Consider the following 24,511-nt stretch of genomic DNA (forward strand, 5'->3'; position numbering starts at 1 on the left):
TAAATCTTCGCCGCGAACACGCCCCGTGAAGCCGTCGCCGCCGGTCGGAACGCAGCCCGCGCCCGCCGGATCGGCGAGCCGGCGGACGCTGCGGAAGCGGCGGACGCGGCGGACGCGGCGGACGCGGCGGACGCGCCAGGCGCCCGCCGCGCGAACCTCAACGCAAGGCGCGCAAGGTGACCGTCAAGGTATCCGGATCGCCCGAACGTGCCGCGCCGCTGAAATCCTGGCCGCCGCTCGGCGCCACGTCGTCGTAGGGGAAGGCGTAGCCGCGATTGTCCGGCAGGCGCTCGTGCACCAGCCGCGCGTAGTGATTGGTCTGGGCGTTGCGATAGAACCGGCTGGCGACTTCGCCCTGCGGCTGGTTGGCATTGTCGAGCAGAGTGGTGCGGTTCAAGGCCGCGGCCAGGCGCGGGATGATCGCCTTGCGCACCTCGCTGGCGCCGGCCAGGCTGAAGGGACCGCTGTCGCAGCTGAGCACGTCGGCGGTGCTGGGACGGGCGAAGGTCTCGCCGTTGTTGAAGCGCAGCAGGCCGTCGCCGCCGACGCGCGCGGTCAGCACGCCGAAGCCCGACTGGGTATCCACGGTCAAAGTGTTGGAGGCGTATTTGCTCCAGACCGAGTTGATATAGCCGCTGAGATAATTCTGGAAGCGGCTGGCCTGATAGTGCGCGCTCATCGCACGCAGGTTGCGGCCGTCGCTGCCGCGCTGGATCAGCGAATCCCAGGCCGAACCTTCCTGCGAGGCCTGTTGCTGCAGCGAATAGCAGATCGGGTCCAGCGAGCCGGCCGGCAGCCCCGGAACCGTTTCGCTGCGGCCCGACAGCGAGCGCAGCGACAGGCTCAGCGGCGCGGCGACGAAATCGACGTAGCTGATGTTCGAGAACAGCTCGAACTCGTTGAAGGTGAATTCGGCGAAGGTCCAGTTCTTCTGGAAGTTGGTATCGCTGGTGTTGAGAAAGCTGGGATGAACCACGGCCGGGCCGGGATTCACGTAGAAATTGAGCTTGCTGCCGGTGACCAGGTAGATGCGCGCGCCGTACATGCGCGGCACCGACACCCGCGTGGTCGAGCCCTGCCCGCCGAGCGCGATCGCGCAGTCCTGACCCAACGGCGTCACCGGCGACGACGGCGAGGGCGGGAAATAGCTGCCGCCGTCGGCGCGCACGAAGAACGGCCGGTCGTTGGACAAACCGACCACGTAGGCATACGCGGTGTTCTGCCCCGAGGCGTTGACCAGGGCGAGGTTGAAACGCGCCGGCGTGGCCGCGAAGGCCTGGCGCGATATCAGCGGGCTGGCGACGCCGGCGGCGAGTGCGGCCGCGGAGGCGCCGAGAAAACTACGGCGAGTGACCATCGTTGAGCTCCTGAGCTGGGCAAGCGATGGCGATCCGTCAGGGCTTCGGACCGTGATGGTCCGGCGGCTTCGTGCCGCGGCAGGGCCTTGCAGAAGGCGACTGGCTTGCAGGGAAGGGCGTGAGCGCCCGCGCCGCGATCGTCCGCGCGCCGGCGTCCACGGCCCGCACCTTGTCCTATGTATGACAGCGCTGTCAGTGACCGTGGGCGCAGAACCGGCAGCGCCCGCGATGCTGCACTGCGGCGCGAAAAGCGCCTGAATGCGGCTTCGCGCGCGATCGCGCGCGCGCGGCGGGCCCGAACCCGCGCGCGGCCGCGGCGGAGCTTTACCCGATCTGCCGGTTCGCGCACGTCACACCCAACCTAGTACGAATGGCTGACAACGCGCGGGTTTCGGCCTGGGCGCCGGATCGGCGATCATCTGCGCATGGCCGGTCCGCTCGCGCGGATCACGCGCAGGCCGCGCACGCTTCGCCGGTTCCGGCGGTCGCGGCGGGACCGATCGTTACAGGAGCGCGTCGCGCGGCGCGTGGGGCAGGACGAATCACCGATGCATCAGCCGTTGAACCAATCCGCAGTTTCTTCGTTGCGCCGCCGCATCGCCGCCGCGGCGCTGGCGCTCGCGTGCGGCTGCGCGGCGGGTTCCGCGTTGGCGCAGGGCGCCGCGCGCGCCGGCGCCAATCTCGACGTGCTGCATTACACCGCGCGCATCGAACCGGACATCGGCGCCAAGAGCCTGCGCGGGCAGGTGTCGATCCGCCTGGCCTTGCGCAGCGACGGCGCGCAGCAGTTGGAGTTCGATGCCGGCGATCTGGACATCGAGCGGGTCGGCGAACGCGGGCAGGCGCTGAATTTCGAGAAGGTCGAGCAGCGTCTGCGCGTGCGACTGCCCAAGCCCGGCGCGGCCGGCGAGCGTCACGAGATCGACATCGCTTACCGCGGCGCACCGCGCTACGGCCTGGAATTCCATCCCGAGCGCGGCGAGGTCTACACGATCTTCTCCACCAGCCAATGGCTGGTGTGCATCGACGCGCCGTCCGAGCGCGCGAGCCTGGACCTGACCTTGACCGTGCCCAGCGGCCTCAAGGCGGTCGGCAACGGCCGGCTGGTGGCCAAGTCGGCGCTGGGCGGCCGCCGCGATTCGTATCGCTGGCGCCAGGACATGGCGATGCCGAGCTACGTCTACGGCTTCGCCGCCGGACGTTACGTCGAGGCCGGCGCCACCGGCGAAAACGGCGCCCTGCGGTTTCTCTCCGCCGATCTGCAGGCCGCGCAATTGCGCCGCGTGTTCGCCGACAGCGCCGACATGATGCGGTTCTTCGGCCGCCGCGCCGGCATCCGTTATCGCGGCGACTACACCCAGGCGCTGGTGGCGAAGACCATCGGCCAGGAACTCGACGGCTTCTCGCTGATGTCGGAAGCCTACGGCCGCGAAGTGCTGGAAAAGCCCGAGAACGAATCGCTGATCGCGCACGAGTTGGCGCATCAGTGGTGGGGCAACATGGTCACCAGCCGCGACTGGAGCCATTTCTGGCTCAACGAGGGCTTCGCCAATTTCATGGCGGCCGCGTACCTGCAGCATCGCTTCGGCGATGCGGCGTATCGCGAACGGGTGGACGCCTGGAAGCGGCGCGTGGACAAGTTGCGCGAAAGCGGCAAGGACCATGCGCTGGTATACGCGAGCTGGAACAAACCCAGCGCCGACGATCGCGCCGTGGTTTACCAGAAGGGCGCCTACGTGCTGCACGTGCTGCGCGAGGAACTGGGCGAGCGCGCGTTCTGGCGCGGCATTCGCGCTTACACCCGGGCTTATTACGGCCACTCGGTGGTGACCGCGGATTTCCGCGCGGCGATGGAGCGCGCGAGCGGGCGCGATCTGGGGAGCTTCTTCGCGCGTTGGGTGGAGTCGGCGGAGAACGTGCCGCTCAAGAGCGAGGCGGGGGCGGCGAAGGTGGATGTGCCGGCGAAGTAGCCGGTGCCGGTAGCTGTCGAAGTCTCATGCATTGCTTCTGCGCGCCCCATCGATAACGCCAGATAGCTTCACCCTTTGAAGCCCGACGTCTCCCCCCTTTGAAAAAGGGGGGCTGGGGGGATTCGCTCTTCGCTTGAATCCGCCACCGCAAAGCCAAAGCAAATCCCCCGCGCCGCGAGGTTCAATCTGGAACCATCTCGCGTCGGGCGCCCGCCCCCTTTTTCAAAGGGGGCAACGGTTCGCGAGAGCAAATCCCCCGCGCTTCCCCGCGCGCCGCGCCGTCCGGCCGCCCCCAGGACCGCCACCACCCGCACGCTTCCTTTCACAGTTCCGGTCCGGCCACTGTGCACGAACGGGTGTCTTGGCTTTAGGCTAGGGGGATCGCCCCGCCAGACCAGCAAGGATTCCGCTATGACCCAGCCCCGTCTCGCCCCCCGCGCCCGCCTGCACCGCGCCGGCTTGTTCCGCGCGGTCCATTGCGCGTTATGGCTCGGAGGCAGCCTGTTCGCCGGCAGCGCACTGGCCCAGGACGCCGCCCAGGACGCGGCGCCCGCGCCGGCGAGCGAGGCGCGCACGCTCGAGACGGTATCGGTGCTGGGTTCGCGCCGCAGCCAGCGCTCCTCGGACACCACCTCGATCTCGCCGGTCGATGTGCTGCCGATGGCCAAGACCGTGGAAGAGGGCGCGCAGTTCGACCTCGCCCAGTCGCTGCAATACACCGCGCCCGCGTTCAACTCCACCCGCCAGAGCGGCGCCGACGGCGCCGACCTGGTCGATTCGGCCGCGCTGCGCGGCCTGGGTTCGGACCAGACCCTGGTGCTGGTCAACGGCAAGCGCCACCACACCACCGCGCTGCTGAACCTGTTCGGCGCGCGCAACCGCGGCAACACCGGCACCGACCTCAACACCATTCCGCTGATGGCGATCGACAGCGTCGAGATCCTGCGCGACGGCGCCGCCGCGCAGTACGGCTCCGACGCCATCGCCGGGGTCATGAACATCTCGCTGAAGAAGCGCAAGGGTTGCGAAGCGGTCGCCGGCTACGGCCAGTACTCCAAGGGCGACGGCGAAAACTGGCTGGCCACCGCCTACTGCGGCTTCGGCCTGGGCAGCGACGGCAGCCTCGGCATCACCGGCGAATGGCAGGACCGCGGCCGCTCCGACCGCTCCGAGCCGGCCGGCAGCCCGCGCATCATCGGCGACTCCAAGATCCGCAACGAGACCTTGTTCCTCAACGGCGACAAGCCGCTGGCCGAGAACGTCGACCTGTACTTCACCCTCGGCGTGCAGCGCCGCGACGCGTCCTCGGCCGCGTTCGCGCGCGACGGCCTGGGCTCGGAAGACATCCCCTCGCGCAACTCGGCGGCGATGTATCCCGACGGCTTCGTGCCCTTCATCGACGGCGAGATCGACGACCGCTTCGGCATCCTCGGCCTGCGCTGGGCGATGGGCGAGTGGAACGCCGACCTGTCCTACACCTACGGCTACAACAAGTTGCGCTACACCATCAACAACACCCTCAACGCGTCCATCGCCAATCTCGACCTGCTGGGCGGCGGCAAGGGCGTGAGCGCGCGCAGCTTCGACGCCGGCGGTTTCTCGTTCGAGCAGAACACGATCAACTTCGACGTCAACCGTTTCTACGATCAGATATTCAAGGGCCTCAACGTCGCCTTCGGCCTGGAACGGCGCGACGAGAAGTACAAGATCTTCGCCGGCGAGCCGGGTTCCTACATCGACGCCGACGGCGTCGGCGAAGGCGGCAACGCCGGCAGCCAGGGCTTCCCGGGCTTCCAGCCGGCCGATGCCGGCGCTCACAGCCGCGACAGCTGGTCGGCCTACGCCGACGTGGAAGCCGACTTCACCGAGCGCTTCACCGCCGGCGTGGCGCTGCGCTACGAGGACTACAGCGACTTCGGCAAGACCACCACCGGCAAGCTCGCCGCCGGTTTCCGCGCTACCGATACGCTGATGTTCCGCGCCTCGGCCAGCACCGGTTTCCGCGCGCCGTCGCTGCAGCAGAAGTATTTCTCCTCGACCATCACCGACTTCGTCAACGGCGAACCGGTGGACGTGGTGATCGCGCCCAACGGCGGCACCATCGCCAACGCCGCCGGCCTGCCGCTGCTGACCAAGGAGAAGTCGCGCAACTACACCCTCGGCCTGACCTGGTCGCCGACCGCCGACACTTCGCTGACCCTGGACGCGTATCGCATCGACATCGACGACCGCATCGTGCTCAGCGGCCGCTTCGACACCACCGATCCGACCATCGGCTCGATCCTGGATTCGCTCGGCGTCGGCCAGGCGCAGTTCTTCGTCAATTCGGTCGATACCCGCACCGAAGGCGTGGACTTCACCTTCAACAACGAGCGCGAACTGGGCAACGACTTCAAGCTCGGCACCTTCTTCGCCTTGAACCTCAACCGCACCAAGGTCAACGCCATCCACGCGCCGCCGGCGCTGGTCGGCCGCGAAGACGTGTTGTTGTCCGAGCGCGAGCGTTTGTTCATCGAGCAGGGCGCGCCCAAGTCCAAGGCCGTGCTCGGCTTCGACCTGTCGCGCGGCGCCTGGGACGGCAACCTCAAGCTGATCTACTTCGGGCCGCAGACCCTGGGCACGTTCTCGGGCACCGCCGGCGGCGTGCCGAACGCGCACTACAAGGCCAAGAGCTCGGTCGATCTGAGCGTGACTTACGCCTTCAGCGACAACACCAAGCTGACCGTCGGCGGCGCCAACCTGCTCAACGTCAAGCCGACCCGGCAGAACCCGGACGAAACCGACAACGGCCATATCTTCGACAGCGTGCAGTTCGGCTTGAACGGTGCTTCGTATTTCGTGCGCCTGTGGCATAAGTTCTGATCGCGGCGATGGCGATACGATCGCGGCCATGAGCAACGACCTGATCGCCCATCTGCAGGATCTGGCTTCGGACTTCGGCGCGCTGAGCGCGCGCCGGATGTTCGGCGCTCATGGCGTCTACCACGACGGCGTGATAATCGGACTGGTGTCGGCCGAGGTGCTGTATCTGAAGACCGACGCGGACACGCAGGAACGGTTCCGCGCGGCCGGCAGCGGGCCTTTCATGTACACGCGGCGCGGCGAGACGGTGCCGACCAGTTATTGGTCGGTGCCGGAGGCGGCGATGGATTCGCCGCAGGATATGAAGCCGTGGCTCAGGTTGGCGTTCGAGGCGGCGTTGCGCAAGGCGAATGCGGCGCCGGTAAAGCGGCCGCGTTCGACCAAGCGGCGGGGTGGGGCGCGGTAAGCGGGCCCACGCAGCGACCCGAAGCCGAAATCCCTCCAGACCCCAAACCCACCCTCCAACCGCCTCCCCCCTTTGAAAAAGGGGGGCAGGGGGGATTCGCTTTTGCTTCAGTGCGAAGCAAAGCGAAGAGCAAATCCCCCGCGCTGCGGTTTAGTCGGAAGCCGATTCTCGCCGGGCGCCCGCCCCCTTTTTCAAAGGGGGCAAAGTTGGCGCGCAGGTCTCGGACTCGCAGATCAGCCCTTCTCCACCGCCAACAACCAATCCAGAAACGTCTGCGCCGTCGCCCGCAAACGCCGGTGCGACGGATAGATCGCGTAATACCCCCAGCGCGCCGGCATCGACGGCCCCGGCAGGCGGATCAACTGCCCCGAGCGCAGATACGGCCCCACGATCTGCTCGCGCGCCAACGCCACGCCGATGCCTTGCGCCGCCGCCATCATCGCGTCGGTGGTGTTGCTGAAGATGTAACGCTCTTCCAGCTTGCGCCCGTGCACGTCGGCGGCGCGGAACCAGTCGTGCCAACCCTGCCGGGCCTGATCGGCGATCAACGGCATCTCGGCGATCTGCGCCGGCTCGGTGATCTGCTCGACGCCCGGCAGGTTGGGCGAGGCCACCGGGAACAAGGCATCGTCCATCAGATGGTGCGCGGTCAGCCCCGGCCAATGGCCGGCGCCGTGGCGGATGCCGATGTCGGGGCCGCTGTCGTCGAAGCGGGTCAGCGCGATCTCGGTATCGACGCTGAGCTGGATTTGCGGGTGCGCACGGGTGAACTGGTTCAGGCGCGGCAACAGCCAGATGTAGGCCAGCGAATGCAGGGTGGTGATGCGCACGCGATCACGCTCTTCGCGCGCCAGACGCAGGCTGCGCAACACGCCGTCCATGTCGGCCAGGGCGGTGCCGGCGGCGTCGGCGAGCTGGCGGCCCTGGTCGGTCAACGCCACCCCGCGCGCATGTCGCTGGAACAGGCTCAGGCCGAGCCGGCTTTCGAGTTTGCGCACGTGATGGCTGATCGCGCTGGCGGTCAGATGCAGCTCTTCGGCGGCATGGGCGAAATTCTGGTGGCGCGCGGCGGCTTCGAACGCCGCCAGGGCCGGTAGCCAGTCTGCTCTGAGGGCCATGTCGAGCCTTAAATTAAATTTGTGGCTAGGTTCGAAAGTATGCGCTTGTCTGGGTTTGGCGGCCAGTCAGAATAGCGGGGAGGGAAAAGCCAGATTGTCGCTACGGGCCGTATCGCTGGCGTTCGCAGGCGGTCGCGGCGGTGTCGAAACGGCCTGTGGCCGGCCCGCGGCGACACGAGGCAAGCGCCATGCCCGGCGGACAGGAACGGATCGCGACAGGCCGCTTCACCGGCCCGGCGCGATGGATGAAATCCGCAAGCGGACGCGCCGGTTCGCGCATCCCGGGCCGGACCGGTTACGGATATTCCCGCCGCCCCGATCGCGGCATGCTGCACCCAGATTCGCCAGCCGGCGCCCCCACGCTCCGGTCGTTCCGCCACCGTCGCTCGCGAGGTCGAGATGAGTACGTCGCAAACGCTCCGCATGCCCGCCGAATCGCAACCCACCGCCACGCCTTCGAGCGAAACGGCGGCCGCACAGTCCTGGCGCACGCCGCTGGAGCTGACCATCCTCGGCGCGATCTGGGGCTCATCGTTCCTGTTCATGCGCGTGGCGGCGAAAGATTTCGGCGCGGTGCCGCTGGTGGAGATGCGCCTGGGCCTGGGCGCGCTGATCCTGCTGCCGTTCCTGTGGAAGGCGCGCGCTTCGTTCAAGGGCGCGATCTGGGCCAAGCTCGCGTTGATCGGCCTGATCAACTCGGCGATTCCCTTCATCCTGTTCGCCTGGGCCGCGCAGCGCGCGCCGGCCGGCATCGGCGCGATCACCAATTCGATGGCGGTGCTGTTCACCGCCCTGGTCGGGTTCCTGTTCTTCGGCGAGAAGATCGGCGGCAAGCGCGCGATCGCCTTGCTCGCCGGTTTCGCCGGCGTGGTGGTGCTGGCCAGCGGCAAGACCGCCGGCGCCAGCATCGGCTGGGCGGTCGCCGCCGGCTGTTCGGCCGCGTTCTTGTACGGCATCGGCGCCAACCTGGTGCGGCGCCAGCTCACCGGCCTGCCGGCGGCCGCGGTCGCGGCAGCGACGCTGGGCACCTCGGCGCTGCTGATCCTGCCGTTCGCGATCGCCCACTGGCCCGATCATGCGATCCCGGCCAAGTCGTGGTTCTCCGCGTCGATGCTGGGCGTGGTCTGCACCGGCATCGCCTTCGTCATGTACTACCGCCTGATCCAGCGCATCGGCGCCGCCCGCGCGGTCGCGGTGACTTATCTGGTGCCGCTGTTCGGCGTGGCCTGGGGCTGGATGCTGCTGGGCGAGCCGCTGACGGTGACGATGGTCGTCGCGGCGATGTTGATTTTGGGCAGCGTGGCGTTGAGTCAGCGGGCGGCCAAGTAGGCCTCTGCCGACGACGGCATCTTCATGGCATCAGGTGGATGCCGCTGTGCCGCGCCTTTTTCATTCGGCAATTCCCGCGTACCTCTCATTCCCGCGAACGCGGGCTCCGCCGAAGTGAAGCGGAGCCCGCGTTCGCGGGAATGACGGGCAAAAGCCTTACTCGGAGCCTCACGTGTCCCCCATCCAACACCGCGTCCAATTCGACTTCGACATCGAATTCAGCAACGGCGGCGGCCTGCAAGGCCAAGGCTTCCGCCTCGACATCGACGGCGACGACATCAGCGATGCCGAACTGATCGACTACATCGTGCGCGATCTTCGCCTGTTGATGGTCGGCCCGGCGCGCATCCTCAACAAGCGCATCCTGGTCGAAGCGCACAAGCGCAAGGCCGGTGCGATCGAAAGCGGCAGCATCCGCTATATCGATCTGAGCCATACCATCGAAGACGGGCTGGTCACCTATCCGGGCATGCCGCCGGCGCATATCTGCGATTACCTCAGCCGCGAACGCTCGCGCGACATTTACGAAGAGGGCACCGAGTTCCAGATCGGACGCATCGACATGGTCGCCAACACCGGCACCTACATCGACTGCCCTTCGCATCGCTACGCCGACGGCAAGGACTTGTCCGAAATCGGCGCGGAAGACTGCGCCGACCTCGATGCGATCGTGGTGCGGGTCGCGGCGGACGTGCGCGCGATCGACGACACCTATTTCCGCGATCTGGAGCTGCGCGGCCGCGCGGTGCTGGTGCATACCGGCTGGGACGTGCATTTCGCCACCGCGGTCTATGGCGTGGACCATCCGTTTCTGACCGAATCGGCGGCGGTGTGGCTGCGCGATTGCGGGGTCAAGCTGGTCGGGATCGATTCGGTGAATATCGACGACACGCGCGGCAAGAGCCGGCCGGTGCATTCGACCTTGCTCGGCGCCGGGATTCTGATCGTCGAACACTTGCGCAATCTGGCTGCATTGCCGGATGAGGGTTTCAGCTTCAGCGCGGTGCCGCCGAAGGTGAAGGGCATGGGGACGTTTCCGGTGCGGGCTTTGGCGAAGTTTGTCGGGTGATCTTTGGGGGCGCGTGGGTGCTGATCGAAGAGCATCGGGGCTGAAGCCCCTCCTACAATAAACCTCGTGGCCGCGAAGTCTTTTGTGGGAGGGGCTTCAGCCCCGATGCTTTTCGGTCAGATCATTCGAAACTCACCGCCGCAAATACTCCTGCAACGCCGCGATCGCCATCCTCACCTTCGCCGGCTGCGCATCGCGCTGCGCGGTCACCGCGAACACGCCCAGCGGCGGCATCGTCCAGTCCGGCAACACCAGCACGGCGCGGCCGTCGGCCAGCAACGGGGTCGCATCGGGCTCGGGCAGGCGCACGATGCCCAGGTCCTGCAGCATCATCTCCTTCACTGTGCGCGAGCTGTTGCTGACGATGCGTCCGCTCACGCGCACGCGCCGCGACGGTTCGCCGTCGCGATACAGCTCCACGTACTCGGGCTGATTGAGCACGCTGAGGATCAGCATCGGATGCTGCGACAACTCCTCCGGCGTCGCCGGCAGGCCGTGTTCGCGCGCGTAGGCCGCCGAGGCCACCAGCAGGTGCCGCCATTCGGCCATGCGCCGCGCGATCAGGTTGGAGTCCGACAGACGCCCGACCCGGATCGCCAGATCGATGCGCTCGGCGATCAGGTCGATCTGCCGGTCGTCGGCGAACACGCGCAGCGACAACTCCGGGTACGCGCGCAGCAACGGCGCCAGCGCCGGCGCGAGGTGCGAGGCGAAACCCACCGGCACCGCGACCCGCAATTCGCCGCGCGGCGTGTCGCGCAGATCGCCCAGGCGCCCGTCGGCGTTGCGCGCGGCGTGCAGCATCGCCGCGCAATCCTCGTAATAGGCCTGGCCGATCTCGGTGGTGGTCAGCTTGCGGGTGGATCGATGCAGCAGCACCACGCCGGTTTCGCTCTCCAGCTGGCGCAGTTGCTGGCTGACCGCCGAGGGGGTCATGTCCAGCTCGCGCGCGGCCGCGCTCATCGAGCCCAGCTCGACCACGCGGGCGAACAGGGCCATGCGCTTGAGGCGGTCTATCGTGAAGTCCAGCTTCATGGTTATAGCTTCCGTGGCCGGATTATCGCCGGGTCTTTAAGTGGGCAAACTATATCCCGTCCTCACCTCACTGGAGTCACCCATGAACATCGTCCTGATCGGCGCCACCGGCTACGTCGGCCGCGCCGTGCTCGAAGAAGCCCTGAGCCGTGGCCACCGCGTCACCGCCGTGGCCCGCGACACCGCCTCGCTGCCGGCCCACGCCGGCCTGACCGCCAAGACGGCGGCCATCGACGGCGGCGACCCGGCCAAGGTCGCCGAACTGGTGCGCGACCACGAGGCGGTGATCGCCTCGTTCAACGCCGGTGGCTGGAGCAACCCGAATCTCGGCGCCGATACGGTCGCCGGTTACGCGCAGATCGTCGCCGGCCTGAAGCAGGCCTCGGTGCCGCGCCTGTTGGTGGTCGGCGGCGCCGGCAGCCTGGAGGTCTCGCCCGGTCAGCAGGTGCTCGATCAGCCCGGTTTCCCGGAGCAATACCGCGGCGGCGCCGAAGCGATGCGCACGGTGTTGAACACGCTGCGCGGCGAGCGCGAACTGGACTGGAGCTTCCTGTCCCCGGCCGCGCACCTGGTGCCGGGCGAGCGCAGCGGCCGCTTCCGCATCGGCGGCGATCAACTGCTGGTCGATGACAAGGGCGAGAGCAATGTTTCGGTACAGGATTACGCGGTCGCGCTGATCGATGAGCTGGAGCAGCCGGCGCATTCGCGCAAGCGGTTTACCGTGGCGTATTGAGCGAAGGATTGATGGCGGCGGGCGGATAGCGCCCGCTGCCTGGTTCGGTTTTCGTTTCCTCTCCAGACCGTCATTCCCGCGAACGCGGGAATCCAGCGGCTTTCGAGCAAGTTGCGTCAAAGTCACTGGATTCCCGCGTTCGCGGGAATGACGGGCTTGGGGGTTGCGCGGGAGGAGTGCGGCTAAGCGGCAACACCGGCCCTTCCAAACTCTAAATCACCTCTCACCCCACCGCCGCAATCAACGCCTCACACTGCTTCGCATCCAGCATCGCCCCAACTCCTGCCTTGAGATTGTCGGTCTGATTCCTGGGCTTCGCCGTAGCCGGAATCACCACCGTCACCGCCGGCTGGCTGAGTACGAACTTCAAGAACAACTGCGCCCACGAATCGGCGCCGACTTCGCTCGCCCACGCCGGCAGCGGCTTGCCCTTGACCTGGGCGAACAGGCGGCCGTCCTCGAAGGCGCGGTTGATCATCACCGCGATGCCAAGCTCGCCCGCCAGCGGCAGGATCGCCCGCTCCGCGCCGCGCGATATCACCGAATAGTTGATCTGGATGAAATCCGGCTTGAGCGCGCGCATGTCGTCGGCCAACTGCGTGTGCGCGCTTTCCAGGTAATGGGTGAGGCCGACCAGCCGCACTTTTCCCTGCTGCTTGAGTTCGCGCGCCAAGGCCAGCTGCGTGCGGGTGTCGCGCAGGTTATGCACTTGCAGCAGGTCGATGCGATCGGTGCGCAGGCGTTGCAGCGAGCGCTGGAACTGCGCCAGCCCTTCGGCGCGGCCGTTGACGCCGGACAATTTGGTTGCCAGGAACAGACGATCGCGCAGTTGGGCCTGCGCGACCAGTTCGCCGAGCACATCCTCGGCGCTGGAATAGGTCGGCGCGGTATCGACCACGCGCGCGCCGGCATCGACGAAACGCTTGAGCACCTCGCGCAGCGGTTCGCGCGCGGCGGCATTCTCGCCGATTTCGAAATTGCCCGAGGTGCCCAGGCCGATCACCGGCACCCGTTCGCCGGTCGCGGGAATCTTGCGTTTGATCAGCGCGCCGGAGAACGGCGTTTCGGCTCGCTCGGCCGCCAGCGGCACCGCCGCTGCCGACGGCGCTTCGCCGCTGCAGGCGCTCAACGGCGCGAGGGCGAGGCCGGTGGCGACCACGGCAGTGGAACTGAGGAATTCGCGACGACTGGCCATGACGATGACTCGCGTTGGAATCGGTGCGGTTCGGTGCGGCTTCGATGCGCAGCCTCGCGCATTCCGGCGCCGCGCTCAAGCGCCGGGGTCGCCATCGCGTGCGAGCCGCGACGGCAACGCCACCACGGCGCGTTCAACGCGCGCCGATCATCTCCAGCAGCCGCATCGACGCCGCCGGATTGCGTTCCTTCGCCGCGCTGATGAAATACACGAACACCTCGCGCGGCGCGGCCTTGGCCAGCGCCGCGCCGACATGCGGCAGCTCCGGATTGTCCTCGCCGCGCGCCCAGGCCTGCGCGCGCCGCGCCCAGGCGTCGAGCTCGTCCTGCGGATAACCGGTGGCGATGTCGGCGCGCGCGCGCATCAACCGCGCATAGACGAAATCGCCGGTGACATCGGCCAGCGACGGGTATTCGTCGGAATCGGTGAACACCGTGGCGATGCGGCGCTCGCGCGCCAACCGCAGATAGGCCGGATCGAGAAAGCTCGCGTGGCGCACTTCCAGCACGTGCTTGAGCGCGCGGCCATCGAGCGTGCGCGGCAGGGCGTCGAGGAACGGCGCCAGATCGTCCGCATCGAAGCGGCGGCTGGGCGCCAGCTGCCACAGGATCGGCCCGAGCCGTTCGCCGAATTCGCCCAGGCCGCCGTCGATGAAGGCCTTCGCGCCCGACTGCGCCTTGGCCAGCGCGCCGGCCTGGGTGATGCGGCCGGGCGCCTTGAGCGAGAACATGAAATGCTCCGGCGTGTCCGCGGCCCATTTGGCGTAGGTCGCCGGCTTCTGCGCGCTGTAGAAGGTGCCGTTGATTTCGATGCTGCTGAGCTGGCGGCTGGCGTATTCCAGCTCGCGCCGCTGCACCAGGCCTTTCGGATAGAAATTGTCGCGCCACGGCACGAAGGTCCAGCCGCCGATGCCGCTGCGGATGCCGTCGATGGGCGCCACGCCATGGTTGCCGGCGAGCGGGTCCACGGCCGCGGGCTTGGCCGCGGCGGCGAACAGATCGCCGTCCGCGGAGGGATGATCGGACTTGCTCGGTTTGCGGTTCATAGGTTCCAGGGATTGTAAGTGCCGAACCACCACAGGCGGCCTTCGATGTCGCGGCAGGTGTAGGCGCGTCCGCCGTAGTCCTGGTCGGCGACCGCGACCACGATCTGCGCGCCGGCCGCGCGAGCGCGGGCGTAATGCTCGTCGGCGTCGCTGACGACGACCGAGCAGGCCTGAGTTTCGCGCCCTCCGATCTCATCGGGTTGGACGATGCGCTTGCTCCACTCGTTGTCGCCGTCATCGACGACCGAGCCGAGCATGATCATGCCCGGGCCGTAGGTCAGCTGGGCATGGTGGACGGTCTCGCCGTCCTGGTAGACCGCGTGTTTCTCGAAACCGAAGGCGCGGCACAGCCATTCGATCGCGGCGGGGGCGTTGCGGTAGCGCAGGGACGGGATGATGGTGCTTCCGGCGATGGGATCCATGGCAAGGCTCCTGAGACGGCGCGGATGGGCGGTCGCTGCGGCGACGGGTGACGTTCGTCAGGCGACGAGGATAGCGCGGCAACGTTATTCTCGCGTCTTCATCGGGACGGGGCGCGCGCATGAGCACTTACACCGGCAGTTGCCACTGCGGCAAGGTCGCGTATGAAGTCGAGGGCCAGATCGATCAGACGATCGACTGCAATTGTTCGATGTGCCAGCGTCGCGGCGGCCTGCTCTGGTTCGTGCCGCGCGCGGCCTTCAGCCTGAAAAGCGATCGGGCCGACGTGGGCACGTATCACTTCAACAAGCATTCGATCGATCACCACTTCTGCCGCAACTGCGGCATCGCGCCGTACAGCGAAGCCTCGATGCCCGACGGTACGCCGATGACGGCGATCAACGTGCGTTGCCTGGACGGGGTGGATTTGAAATCGCTGAAGATCGTGCCGATCGACGGGCGCTCGTACTGAGCCTCGCGCCGCGTCAGCAACGGGCGGCGCTGCCTTAGTTCGAAGTCTCGCCGGTGCGCAGACGCTCGCGTCCGCGCGCGGTAAGCACCGCCACGCTGCTCTCGCCGTGCGCTTCGACCCGCACCCAGCCCGGCGCGGGATGATCGCCGATCGCGTCTTCGCCGATCCACGCCAGCTCGCGCATCAGCACGCTCATGCGCACGCCCAGCCGCTTGCACAGGCGCGGCAGCGAGACGCCGCCGGCTTCGCCGGCCAGCATCGCCAGCAGCGGCTCAGTCAACTCGGACAAGGCCGATGTCCTTGGCCGACTGCAGGTTCTGCGCCGGCTGCGGCTGGTGCGGATGCACGATCACCGGAATCGATTTCGAGGTCGGCGTGCGCGCTTCGTCGGCGAAGCTCGACAGCGGCACCAGCGAATTGGTTTCCGGGTAGTACGCGGCCAGGCAGCCGCGCGGGATGTTGTATTCGACCAACATGAAGCGCTTGGCGACGCGCTTGACGCCGTCGTCGCACAGGCTTTCCAGGTCCACCCAATCGCCCGCGCTCATCCGCAGCGCGGCGATGTCCTCTTTGTGGATGAACAACACCCGGCGCTCGCCGAACACGCCGCGGTAGCGGTCGTTCATGCCGTAGATGGTGGTGTTGTATTGATCGTGCGAGCGCGTGGTCGCCAGCGTGAACACCGGTTGCGAGTTGCTGGCGCGGGCGCGGTGCACGGGCAGATCGGTCGGCACCGCGTGCGGCTTGAACAGCGCCTTGCCTTCGGGATTGAGCCAGCGCCGCTCGCTGGCCGAATTGGTCAGGTGGAAACCGCCAGGCACGCGCAGGCGCTGGTTGAAGTCGTGGAAATCGTCGAAGACCTCCTCGATCTTGTCGCGGATGCGGTCGTAATCGCCGATCAGCCACAGCCACGGCACCTTGCTGCGCGCGCCCAGGGTGGCGTGGGCCAGGCGCGCGACGATCGCCGGTTCCGACAACAGCATCGGATCGGCCGGCGCGTTGATGCCGGCCGACAGGTGGACCATGCTCATCGAATCCTCGACCGTGACGCCTTGCGGGCCGGTGTCCTGGATGTCGATTTCGGTGCGGCCCAGGCAGGGCAGGATGTAGGCGTCGCGGCCGTGCACCAGATGGCTGCGGTTGAGCTTGGTGGTCACGTGCACGGTCAGGTCGCAGCGGCGCAGCGCGCGATGGGTGGCCTCGGTGTCGGGCGTGGCGGTGGCGAAGTTGCCGCCCAGGCCGAAGAAGGTCTTGCAGCGACCGTCGAGCATGGCTTCGATCGCGCCGACGGTGTCGTGGCCGTGCGCGCGCGGCGGCTCGAAGCCGAACACCTCGCGCAGCCGGTCCAGGAACGCGGGCGCGGGTTTTTCGTAGATGCCCATCGTGCGGTCGCCCTGCACGTTGCTGTGTCCGCGCACCGGGCAGGGCCCGGCGCCGGGGCGGCCGATGTTGCCGCGCAGCAGCATCAGGTTGAGGATCATCTGGATCGTCGCCACCGAATGCTTGTGCTGGGTGATGCCCATGCCCCAGCAGCAGATCACCCGTTCGGCCTGCGCGTAGATGTCGCCGGCGCGTTCGAGTTCGGCGCGCGACAGGCCCGACTCGGCGACGATGGTGTCCCACGATTCGTTCGCCACCTCTATCGCGAACGCGTCGAAGCCGCGCGTGTGCTCGGCGATGAAGCTCACATCGATCACCCGCGCGCGGCCTTGCGCCTGCGCCAGCGCATCCAGCTCCAGGGTGCGCTTGATCATGCCCTTGAGCGCGGCCAGATCGCCGCCGATGCGCAACTGGAAATAATCCGAGGAGATGCGGGTCGAGCCGTTGTGCAGCATCTCCAGCTTGTCCTGCGGATCGGCGAATTTCTCCAGCCCGCGCTCGCGCAATGGGTTGAACGAGACGATCGCCGCGCCGCGCTTGGACGCCTGGCGCAATTCGCCGAGCATGCGCGGATGGTTGGTGCCGGGGTTCTGGCCGAAGATGAAGATCGCATCGGCCAGTTCGAAATCGCGCAACTGCACCGTGCCCTTGCCGATGCCGATCTGCGCCTTCATGGCGGTGCCGGAAGGCTCGTGGCACATGTTCGAGCAGTCGGGGAAGTTGTTCGTGCCGAACTCGCGCACGAACAGTTGGTACAGGAACGCGGCTTCGTTGCTGCAGCGGCCCGAGGTGTAGAACAGCGCCTGATCGGGCGAGGCCAGCGCGTTCAAATGCGCGCCGATGCGGGTGAAGGCCTCGTCCCAGGTGATCGGCAGATAGCGGTCGCTGGCCGGGTCCCAGCGCATCGGATGGGTCAGGCGGCCCTGGTTTTCCAGCCAGTGATCGCTGTAGCGGGCCAGCTCGGCGAGGGTGTAGTTGGCGAACAGCTCCGGCGTGGCGCGATGGCGGGTGGCTTCCGCGGCGACGGCCTTGGCGCCGTTTTCGCAGAACTCGAAGGTGGAGGTGTGGTCGCGATCGGGCCAGGCGCAGCCGGGACAGTCGAAGCCGTCGGGCTGGTTCGCCGACAACAAGGTGCGCGCGCCGAGCACCGGCACGTCCTGCTCCAGCAGATGGGTGGCGACGCTGCGCAGCGCGCCCCAGCCGCCGGCGGGGCCGTCGTAGGGGCGAATGGTTTTCTTGCTCATGAGTCCGATTCCGTCGCGTCGCGCTCTGCGTCGCGTTCGCGTGAGAGTTGCGCGGCGTCTTCGAGCCCGTCGCCTTCGAGCAGACGCTGCGCATGGGTGTAGACGGCGTGGCCGTCGTCGCGGGCGAAGCCGATCAGGGTCAGGTGCGCGGCCTGGGCCAGCGCGATCGCCAGCGCGGTCGGCGCCGAGATCGCCGCCAGCAGCGCGATGCCGGCCTGCGCGGTTTTCATCGCCATCTCGTAACTGGCGCGGCTGGTGACCACGGCGAAACCGCGCAGTGGATCGATGCCGGCGGCGGACATCGCGCCGATCAGTTTATCCAGGGCGTTGTGGCGGCCGACGTCCTCGCGCACCAGCAGCACGCGGCCGTGGACGTCGGCCCAGCCGGCGGCGTGGGTGGCGCCGGTCAGGGCATTGAGAGGTTGGCGTTGGCGCAACTCGCGCAGGGCGCGTTGCAGCGCGCGCGCGCGCACCGGCGCGCTGTCGCCCACGCGCGGCGGCGGACGCAGCACCGCCTCGATGCTTTCCGTGCCGCACACGCCGCAGCCGCTGCGGCCCTGCAGATTGCGCCGGCGTTGTTCGAGCGCGGCGGCGCGTTCGCCGGGAACGCTCAGGCGCAGGCTGATGCCTTCCAGCGAGGTCGCGATTTCCTCCACGCGCAATTCGCCGGCACCGGCGACGATGCCTTCGCTGAGGGAAAAGCCGAGGGCGAAATCGGCCAGATCCTCGGGCGTGGCCATCATCACCGCGAACGGCGTGTCGTTGTAGATCAGCGCGACCGGCACTTCGGCGGCGATGACGTCCAGCGCCTCGCGCACGTTCGCGCCGCGGCGGCGGCGCACCGTGCGCCGCACCGCGCCGGCGCGATCGGCTTCGGGTTCGGCGTCGCGTTCGCTGCCGGGCAATGGTCGCTGTGTACTCATGTCGATTCGGTGGCCGGACGGCGGTGGCGCCGTCCGGCCGCGGGCCTCAATGGAACAGCACGAAGGCCTTCTGCAAAGTCACCCACACGCCCCAGGCCATCGGAATGCCGATCGCGACCCAGGCGCCCAGCACCAGGGCCGGATTGCCGCCGTGGCCGACCAGGGCCATCTGTTCCGGCGTGTACAGCGCTTCGCCGTTGCTGCCGGTCTTCTCGTGGGCGAGGGCTTTTTCGCGCGCCAGTTCTTCCGGCGTCATGAAATGCTTCTGCGCGACCGGACGCACCATCAGGTTGCACAGCAGGCCCAGCACCAGCATCCCGGCCAGGATATACATGGTGGTGTTGTAGACCTGCGAAGGCGGCAGGCCCAGGCCCAACTGGTAGTCGCGCATGTAGGTGACCACCACCGGGCCGAGGATGCCGGCGGTGGCCCAGGCGGTGAGCAGGCGGCCGTGGATGGCGCCGACCATCTGGGTGCCGAACATGTCCGCCAGATAAGCCGGAATGGTGGCGAAGCCGCCGCCGTACATCGACAGGATCACGCAGAAGATCGCCACGAACACCGCGATGCTGCCCGACGAACCGGCCGCCGGCGCCGCCGCGTACAGGGCGAAGCCCAGCACGAAGAACACCACGTAGGTCATCTTGCGGCCGATGTAATCGGAGGTGGAGGCCCAGAAGAAGCGTCCGCCGATGTTGAACAGGCTCAGCAGGCCGGTGAAGCCGGCGGCGATGGTGGCGATCAGGCCCAACTGGGTCGCATCCAGACTCTTGATGCCGCCGTCCACGCCGATCAGTTTGCCGCCGAACACTTCCTGCAGCATCGGCGAAGCCATGCCGATCACGCCGATGCCGGCGGAGACGTTGAGGCACAGCACGCCCCACAACAGCCAGAACTGCGGGATGCCCCAGACCTTTTTCACGTGCACGTGCTGCTGGGTGATCATCGCGTTGTTGTTCGCCGCCGGCGGCGTCCAGCCGGCCGGTTTCCAGCCGCTGGGCGGAACGCGGTAGCCGAACGCGCCGGCCATCATGAACACGAAATACAGCGCGGCCATGGTCAGGAAGGTTTCGAACACGCCGACCGAGGTCGCGCTGGCGTAATGCTTCATCAGCATGTCGGCGAGCGGACTGCCGATCAGCGCGCCGCCGCCGAAGCCCATGATCGCCATGCCGGTGGCCATGCCGCGGCGGTCGGGAAACCATTTGATCAGGGTCGATACCGGCGAGATGTAACCCAGCCCGAGGCCGACGCCGCCGATCACGCCCGAGCCCAGCCACAGCATCCAGATCTGATGGGTTTTCACCCCGATCGCGGAGATCACCAGTCCGCCGCACCAGCACAGCGCCGAGACCACGCCGGCCTTGCGCGGGCCGGCGCGTTCCAGCCAGCCGCCCCAGATCGCCGCCGAGCAACCCAGCAGCACGAAGAACAAGGTGTACATCCAGCTCAGCTCGCTGACTTTCCAGTCGCAGCCGGTGGCGAACATGCGCGCGAACAGGCCCATCTCTTTCGGGCAGTCGATCGCTTGCGCGATGCCGACGGCCTTCGACAGCGGCAGCCAGAACACGCTGAAGCCGTAGGCCATGCCGATACACAGATGGATCGCCAGCGCCGCCGGCGGGACCAGCCAGCGGTTGAACCCCGGTTTGGCGACGATGCGTTCTTTCGACAACAACCCTTCGGCGGCCGACTGCGGTGCTGCGAGCACCGCGCTCTCACTGGACATGCTTGGACCCCTCCCGATGCTGCGGACTACGGATTCGTACGAAATAGGTTTTCCAGGACATAAAGGGGGGTCAGTCCTGAGGCGCTGAGCGAGGCTAACGTAGCTGTGGGTTGGCGTATATCCTCGGGTAGTCTAATAATCGGCTATCGATAGCCTATTGCAGCCGCTGGGCTGAGCCCAGGCCGGGCACGGCGGCTACTGGAAACGAGGACGGCGATGAAGACGATGCGGCCACCCGCGCGACCCCGATGCCGGCCCGGCTCAGGGCGCGCCGTCGTCGGGCATCAACAGCACCAGCGCCTTGCAGCGGCGATCGCGACAGCCCCGCTGGCGCACGCTGTCGCCGCGGCGCCAGCTGCCGGTGGTGTCGCAGACGCCGTGCATCTGCGCCGCGTCGATACGCACGATGCGGATGTCGGCGCGGCTTTCGCGCGCCGCGGCGATGCTTGGAGAAAAACACTCATGGGCGGGGAGTCCTAGCCGTGGTCGTAGCCGGATCGGCGCAGCGCGTCGTCGATCGCGCGATGCCGATGCATCCGTCCGCGGCGATGGACGGTGCAACCCATGCGCGACCGCGGCGATCGCGAAAGGTTTGCGTGCGTCCGATCGAATCTGCCTGCAACTCGCATCATTTCCAACCGCGACATCGCCGTTCGCTGCAGCAGGTCTCAGTTCGACGCGTCGATGCGCACGGCGTCGCGATCGCAACCGCGCGCGAGCGCCCCCACCGCGCGGAGCGGACATGTTCAAGGTATTGATCCAACCCAAGTGGACCCTGCACGCCGCCGACGGCCGGCCGCTGCCGCCCAAGCTGATCGATCTGCTGCTGGGCGTGCACGCGACCGGTTCGCTGGCGGCGGCGTGCCGCGATCTCGACCTGTCCTATCGCTATGCCTGGGGATTGTTGCAATCCTCGCGTTCGCTGTTCGGCGCGCCGCTGCTGCGCATGACCCGCGGCCGCGGCGCGACGCTCACCGCGCTCGGCGAAAGCCTGGTGTGGGCCGACCAGCGCATCGCCGCGCGCCTGGCGCCGACCCTGGACAGTCTGGCCTCGGAGGTCGAAGTCGAACTCGGCCGCGTGCTCAGCGCGCAGGCGGCGCCGCCGCGGCTGCACGCGGCGCACGGATTCGCGGTCGAGACATTGCGGCGGTTTCTCGATGAGGCCGGCGCCTCCGTCGATCTGAAATACCGCAGTCCCGGCGAAGCCCTGGCGGCGCTGCGCTCGGGCGATTGCGATCTGGCCGGCGTGCATCTGCCGATCGGCGAATTCGAACGCGACATTCTCAGCCACTACGCCGACCGCATCGATCCGGCCGGCGACCGCGCGCTGCATCTGGCGACGCGGCGGATCGGCCTGATCGTCGCGCCCGGCAACCCCAAGCGCATCCGCACGCTGGCCGATCTGCTGCGCGAGGACGTGCGCTTCATCCATCGACAACACGGTTCGGGCGCGCGCCTGCTGCTGGAGCGCATGCTGGCCAAGCAAGGCCATTCGATCCGCGACGTGCGCGGCTGCGGCATCGACGAACTTACCCATGCCGCGGTCGCGGCCTATGTCGCCAGCGGCATGGCCGACGCCGGCTTCGGCCTGGAAACGCCGGCGCGGCGCTACGGCCTGGAATTCCTGCCGATCGCCTCGGAGCACTACTTCTTCCTGGTGCGCGAACAGACGCTGACCGCGCCGGCCCTGGCCGAGGTGATGGCGATCCTGCACAGCGAGCGCTTCCGCCGGGAGTTGGGCCTGCTGCCGGGCTACGACGCCGATCGCTGCGGCACGGTGCAGGATTTGTTCGAGGCGTTTCCGTCGGCGCGGGCGGTGTTTGCTTGACGTCGTGAGTGGCCGCGGACGAGCCGGAGGGACTCGCGAAAAAGCCAGGTCACACTTTTCGCATTCGCAACGCACCGGCTTGATGTCCAATCGATCTGCGATTCGAAAAAATTTGATCGGGGCGGAAAATTTCGCGTACTCGATCGCCGGCGTCGGCTTGACCCCGGCACCTGCTCGCCCAACCATTGACGCATCGCAAGGCAACGGAGTTGGCCATGCCATCGACTTACCGCTGGACGTTCGTGCCGTTGCTGGTCTGCCTGGCCGCGAGCGCTTGCGCGCAAGGCGATCGCTCCGTCTTGCCGGCGGCGGCAGCGAAAGCGGATGACGCAGCGGGGAAGGGGACGATGAAAGGACCGACGTTGAGCCGGGAGCAGTATCAGGCGCTGGTGTTCAAGGTGATCGAGGGGATTACGCGGCGGGAAGAGCTGAGCCAGAGCCATCTGGAACGCATCACGGGGTTCACGCTCGCACCGGTTCCCGATGCGCCGGACATACGCGACATCGCCGGCCAGGGGGCCGACGGATGGTGGCGCTGGAACATGAATATCACGACCTATTCGCCCCGCGATGTAAGGCTTCAGATGTTGGCCGGGCCTTATGAGCGCGACAAGCTGGGCAACTCTCCCCAATGCACTCTTGATTACCCGGCCTTCCATCGGCGCATGAAAGAGATGGGATTCAACGACTCAGAGGGGTTTGGCCCCTTGGGCAAGGGAACGGCCTGGGAATACAGCCGTGGCAGTCAGTCGGTGGGGGTGAAGTTCTATTACACCGGCGAGCCTTTCGCTGAAACGGGCCGATGCATCGAATGGGTCAGTATGGACTTCGCCATGACGGACGAAGGGCCGCATCGTGGCCGATAAGGACGAACTCGACGCAGTCTTCGACGGGTTCGCGAAGCGCGGCGCCACCGAGCATCACTTGCGCATGCTGGAAGCGGCGATGCGCAGTTCACCCGAACTGAATCGCGCGATGACCGACGCCATCTTGAACGAACGGGTGCTGGGCCTGCATTTCCTGCCGCCGGAATCTCCCGCTTCGGCTTGGTACGCCCCAACGACGCGCGAAATAGGCTTCCAACGCGCGTTGCTTGATGTGCCGCTCCGCGCCGAACCTCTCGATCGTCTTGCTTACGCGTTTGGCCACGAAATTTCCCATGCTCAGCAAGATCCGGCGGCACGCAAGGCCGAACTGGCCATCGTTGCGGAGATTCGCGCGCTAGCCGAGAGCGGGGCGCGGCCCCGGGACTACACCGCATTGGTCGAGCGCTACGACGCGCTCCAACGCGATAACGAGGCTCGCGCCGAATTGAACGGAATCAATACGCTGGCGGACCGAATGAAGCACGAGGACGGAGGGCCGATCTCGGAAAAGGTGCTGGCCAAGCGTGCGCAGGAAATCAGTTCCTGTACCGAAGTTTCAAGCTTGGGCCGCGTGGCCTTCAAGCCCGGCCTCAGCTTCGACCCCAAAACCCAATCGCTCCCGGTCTCGCCGCAGAACATCGAAGCCGTCGCCGCCTGCTTCTACGACATCAAGCGCACGCGCGGCGGTTATCCCCAGGCCAGTCAGGCCGACGCGATCGGCTATGTCGCCGATGCCGAGTTCCAGGCGCGCCGGCTCGATCCGGATCGCCGTTTCAGCGATGTCCATATCGATCTGGCGAAGCTGAAACTGGACCCGGAGACCTTGCGGAAACAATCGGTAAACCTCGGCTTGTTTCGCGATGGTCCGTTCGAGTTCGTGGATACGGGCGGTCATCGGGTGGTGGAAGTGCGGCACACGGCCGGCGGGAACAACCATCCACTGACGACGCCTCCGTCCAACGCGGGCCCGGCCGATCCGCGCCATGCCGATCACGGCATGCTGGAACAAATCCGCGCCGGCCTGCGCGCCAACGCCGATCAGCTAGGCAGGCCCGATGAGCAAGCCGGGGAACGGCTCGGCCGCGCCGTCCTCGCTGCGTGCAAGGACAATCGCGAAATGCACCCGGGCCAGGAGGTTTCGCTCGCGGCCAATGCCCTGGGCCGGGTCGATCATGTGGTGGTGGCGAACGGCAATGTGTTCGCGATCGAGGGCCGGTTGGACGATCCCGAGCACAAGCGTGCGACGGTGAATATCGAACGGGCGCTCGGCACGCCGGTGGAGCAGTCGGATCAGAAGCTGCAGTCGGCGAATCAAGCCATCGCGCAAGAGCAGGAACGGGCGCGGCAGTTGAGCCAGCAGCAGACACGGAGCGGGCCGACCCTGATCCATTGAACGATCGCGGTGCGGCCGATCGGACCCGCGATTCGAGGCCGCCAGCGTGTGCGCGGGCGGCGAACGACGCATGTGGCCGGCGTCACATCGAAAACGCCGTGTTCATCCGCAATCCGGGCGGTGCCTGGATGTTCCC

Annotated in this window: 21 protein-coding genes; 10 read left to right on the forward strand and 11 right to left on the reverse strand. The window is 67.3% G+C overall.

The features are described 5' to 3' along the window. Window positions 1-157 precede the first annotated feature (157 nt). Window positions 158-1,357, reverse strand: a complete 1,200-nt coding sequence (locus tag J7J50_RS04990; protein WP_215056382.1) for a glycoside hydrolase family 64 protein — start codon at window positions 1,355-1,357, stop codon at window positions 158-160. A 561-nt stretch (window positions 1,358-1,918) separates the two neighbouring features. On the opposite strand from J7J50_RS04990, the gene J7J50_RS04995 reads away from it, so the two are divergent. From J7J50_RS04995 to J7J50_RS05005, 3 genes are all read left to right on the forward strand, one after another. Beyond that, window positions 1,919-3,328 carry a M1 family metallopeptidase gene (locus J7J50_RS04995; protein WP_215056384.1) on the forward strand — a complete coding sequence of 470 codons (1,410 nt, stop codon included), beginning with the start codon at window positions 1,919-1,921 and terminating at the stop codon, window positions 3,326-3,328. 411 nt (window positions 3,329-3,739) lie between these two features. Beyond that, window positions 3,740-6,190, forward strand: a complete 2,451-nt coding sequence (locus tag J7J50_RS05000) for a TonB-dependent receptor (protein ID WP_215056386.1) — start codon at window positions 3,740-3,742, stop codon at window positions 6,188-6,190. A gap of 28 nt (window positions 6,191-6,218) precedes the next feature. Next, window positions 6,219-6,596 (forward strand): TfoX/Sxy family protein, encoded by a 378-nt coding sequence (locus J7J50_RS05005; RefSeq protein WP_215056387.1) that lies wholly within the window; start codon window positions 6,219-6,221, stop codon window positions 6,594-6,596. A 233-nt stretch (window positions 6,597-6,829) separates the two neighbouring features. On the opposite strand, the gene J7J50_RS05010 is transcribed toward J7J50_RS05005, so the two are convergent. Next, entirely contained in the window at window positions 6,830-7,714 is an 885-nt protein-coding gene (locus tag J7J50_RS05010) for a LysR substrate-binding domain-containing protein (protein WP_215056388.1), read from the reverse strand. A gap of 423 nt (window positions 7,715-8,137) precedes the next feature. Between J7J50_RS05010 and J7J50_RS05015 the strand changes: the two genes are divergently transcribed. Next, entirely contained in the window at window positions 8,138-9,043 is a 906-nt protein-coding gene (locus tag J7J50_RS05015; RefSeq protein WP_215056569.1) for a DMT family transporter, read from the forward strand. 172 nt (window positions 9,044-9,215) lie between these two features. After that, window positions 9,216-10,112, forward strand: coding sequence for a cyclase family protein (locus tag J7J50_RS05020; protein WP_343222433.1), 897 nt, complete (start codon window positions 9,216-9,218; stop codon window positions 10,110-10,112). 132 nt (window positions 10,113-10,244) lie between these two features. On the opposite strand, the gene J7J50_RS05025 is transcribed toward J7J50_RS05020, so the two are convergent. Beyond that, complete coding sequence (locus tag J7J50_RS05025; RefSeq protein WP_215056389.1) at window positions 10,245-11,147, reverse strand: LysR family transcriptional regulator; 903 nt, start codon at window positions 11,145-11,147, stop codon at window positions 10,245-10,247. 82 nt (window positions 11,148-11,229) lie between these two features. Here J7J50_RS05025 and J7J50_RS05030 point away from each other — a divergent pair, with 82 nt between their 5' ends. Further along, window positions 11,230-11,880 carry an NAD(P)-dependent oxidoreductase gene (locus J7J50_RS05030; protein WP_215056390.1) on the forward strand — a complete coding sequence of 217 codons (651 nt, stop codon included), beginning with the start codon at window positions 11,230-11,232 and terminating at the stop codon, window positions 11,878-11,880. Between the two features lie 223 nt (window positions 11,881-12,103). Here J7J50_RS05030 and J7J50_RS05035 read toward each other — a convergent pair whose 3' ends face one another. From J7J50_RS05035 to J7J50_RS05045, 3 genes are all read right to left on the reverse strand, one after another. Then, complete coding sequence (locus tag J7J50_RS05035) at window positions 12,104-13,075, reverse strand: aldo/keto reductase (RefSeq protein ID WP_251044195.1); 972 nt, start codon at window positions 13,073-13,075, stop codon at window positions 12,104-12,106. A 133-nt stretch (window positions 13,076-13,208) separates the two neighbouring features. Next, a complete protein-coding gene (locus J7J50_RS05040) occupies window positions 13,209-14,120 on the reverse strand; it encodes a DUF72 domain-containing protein (RefSeq protein WP_215056391.1) in 912 nt (303 codons plus the stop codon). Then, entirely contained in the window at window positions 14,117-14,542 is a 426-nt protein-coding gene (locus tag J7J50_RS05045) for a VOC family protein (RefSeq protein WP_215056392.1), read from the reverse strand. Before J7J50_RS05045 ends, J7J50_RS05040 begins: the two co-directional genes overlap by 4 nt. Before the next feature lie 119 nt (window positions 14,543-14,661). Between J7J50_RS05045 and J7J50_RS05050 the strand changes: the two genes are divergently transcribed. Continuing rightward, window positions 14,662-15,012: a GFA family protein gene (locus J7J50_RS05050; RefSeq protein WP_215056393.1), complete on the forward strand. Its 351-nt coding sequence runs from the start codon at window positions 14,662-14,664 to the stop codon at window positions 15,010-15,012. Window positions 15,013-15,046: 34 nt separating this feature from the next. Here the strand turns inward: J7J50_RS05050 and J7J50_RS05055 are convergent, their stop codons facing one another. The 5 genes from J7J50_RS05055 to J7J50_RS05075 form a co-directional block, all read right to left on the reverse strand. Continuing rightward, the gene (locus J7J50_RS05055; protein ID WP_215056572.1) at window positions 15,047-15,271 is read right to left on the reverse strand and encodes a hypothetical protein; all 225 of its coding nucleotides are present in this window, start codon (window positions 15,269-15,271) and stop codon (window positions 15,047-15,049) included. Window positions 15,272-15,284: 13 nt separating this feature from the next. After that, window positions 15,285-17,636 (reverse strand): FdhF/YdeP family oxidoreductase, encoded by a 2,352-nt coding sequence (locus J7J50_RS05060; protein WP_215056394.1) that lies wholly within the window; start codon window positions 17,634-17,636, stop codon window positions 15,285-15,287. Then, window positions 17,633-18,559 carry a formate dehydrogenase accessory sulfurtransferase FdhD gene (gene fdhD, locus J7J50_RS05065; protein ID WP_215056395.1) on the reverse strand — a complete coding sequence of 309 codons (927 nt, stop codon included), beginning with the start codon at window positions 18,557-18,559 and terminating at the stop codon, window positions 17,633-17,635. The genes J7J50_RS05060 and fdhD overlap by 4 nt, the downstream gene beginning before the upstream one ends. Window positions 18,560-18,605: 46 nt before the next feature. After that, the gene (locus J7J50_RS05070; RefSeq protein WP_215056396.1) at window positions 18,606-20,288 is read right to left on the reverse strand and encodes an OFA family MFS transporter; all 1,683 of its coding nucleotides are present in this window, start codon (window positions 20,286-20,288) and stop codon (window positions 18,606-18,608) included. Window positions 20,289-20,549: 261 nt separating this feature from the next. After that, window positions 20,550-20,693 carry a hypothetical protein gene (locus J7J50_RS05075; protein WP_215056397.1) on the reverse strand — a complete coding sequence of 48 codons (144 nt, stop codon included), beginning with the start codon at window positions 20,691-20,693 and terminating at the stop codon, window positions 20,550-20,552. Window positions 20,694-21,030: 337 nt separating this feature from the next. Between J7J50_RS05075 and J7J50_RS05080 the strand changes: the two genes are divergently transcribed. The 3 genes from J7J50_RS05080 (at window position 21,031) to J7J50_RS05090 (ending at window position 24,375) form a co-directional block, all read left to right on the forward strand. Further along, complete coding sequence (locus J7J50_RS05080; RefSeq protein ID WP_215056398.1) at window positions 21,031-22,116, forward strand: substrate-binding domain-containing protein; 1,086 nt, start codon at window positions 21,031-21,033, stop codon at window positions 22,114-22,116. Between the two features lie 215 nt (window positions 22,117-22,331). Then, entirely contained in the window at window positions 22,332-22,982 is a 651-nt protein-coding gene (locus J7J50_RS05085; protein WP_215056399.1) for a hypothetical protein, read from the forward strand. Then, window positions 22,972-24,375, forward strand: coding sequence for an XVIPCD domain-containing protein (locus J7J50_RS05090; protein WP_215056400.1), 1,404 nt, complete (start codon window positions 22,972-22,974; stop codon window positions 24,373-24,375). Before J7J50_RS05085 ends, J7J50_RS05090 begins: the two co-directional genes overlap by 11 nt. Window positions 24,376-24,511 lie beyond the last annotated feature (136 nt).

Source organism: Lysobacter sp. ISL-50 (assembly GCF_018612875.1).
Classification (GTDB): domain Bacteria; phylum Pseudomonadota; class Gammaproteobacteria; order Xanthomonadales; family Xanthomonadaceae; genus Lysobacter.